Below are 888 nucleotides of genomic sequence, written 5' to 3'. Positions count from 1 at the left end.
CTGAACTAACAGGATAACAATCATCGGAAGCGCCAGAGCTGCTAACTGCCACAGCTTCAGGCTCATCATTGCCATCGCTAAGAACAGGTTCAGGGACAGACCGCCCAGTGCGTCAACTTCTTCCATCGGAAGATCTTTGTGCTGTACATCCCAGATGTTACGGATAGCGGCTGCTGCCAGCATCGCACCGATGTAAGTCGGGAATGTAAGACCAATGCTCTTAAAGAACGCGAAAATGAAGGTACCAACACCGATTGCAACTGCAAGGAATACAGCCGCGGTGGTGAATTTCTGACCGTCGATCGGCGATGCTACTTCGTCAACTGCATTGCCTTCCTCGGCTGCGGTTGATTTCAGATGGTGTTTCTCAACACGGGCACGGGCGATAGGACCACCCATCATACTGCCGGATACCAGACCATATGTAGCAGATGCCAAGGCAACTGTAGTTGCGCCTACAACTGCGTATTCCTGCTCCAGAAGCGGTCCGAAGGAACCACTCGTTCCGTGACCTCCAACTAACGGCATAGAACCCATACATAAGCCGAGAAGCGGATTCAGACCAAACGCTGCTGCCAGACCGCTGCCGACTGCATCCTGCACGATACAGATACCAACTGCCAGCGCCAGGAACATAAATACCTGAACGCCGCCCTTCTTTAACAGACGGAAGCAGGCGGTAAAACCGACGCTGCAGAAGAAGATCGTCATAAATACGCTCTGTAAGGTTGTATCAAAGGAAAGCTCCAGAACTCCTGTTGCATACAACGCCAGATGAGCGAATGCAAATACGACACCGCCCGCAACCGGAGCCGGTATACAATAGTTGCTCAGGAAAGGCAGCTTCTGTACAAGCAATCTTCCCAGACAGTAGACCAGTGCGCCAAG

Annotated in this window: 1 protein-coding gene; it reads right to left on the bottom strand. The window is 52.0% G+C overall.

Annotation, left to right across the window (positions count from 1 at the left end):
• Window positions 1-888: sodium/glutamate symporter (locus QVO97_RS07655; protein ID WP_288189330.1), on the bottom strand; the 888-nt coding region annotated here is incomplete at both ends.

Source organism: Clostridium sp. CAG:43 (assembly GCF_000434655.1).
Taxonomy (GTDB): Bacteria; Bacillota; Clostridia; order Lachnospirales; family Lachnospiraceae; genus Otoolea; species Otoolea fessa.
This window is presented reverse-complemented; position numbering and strand designations above follow the sequence as displayed.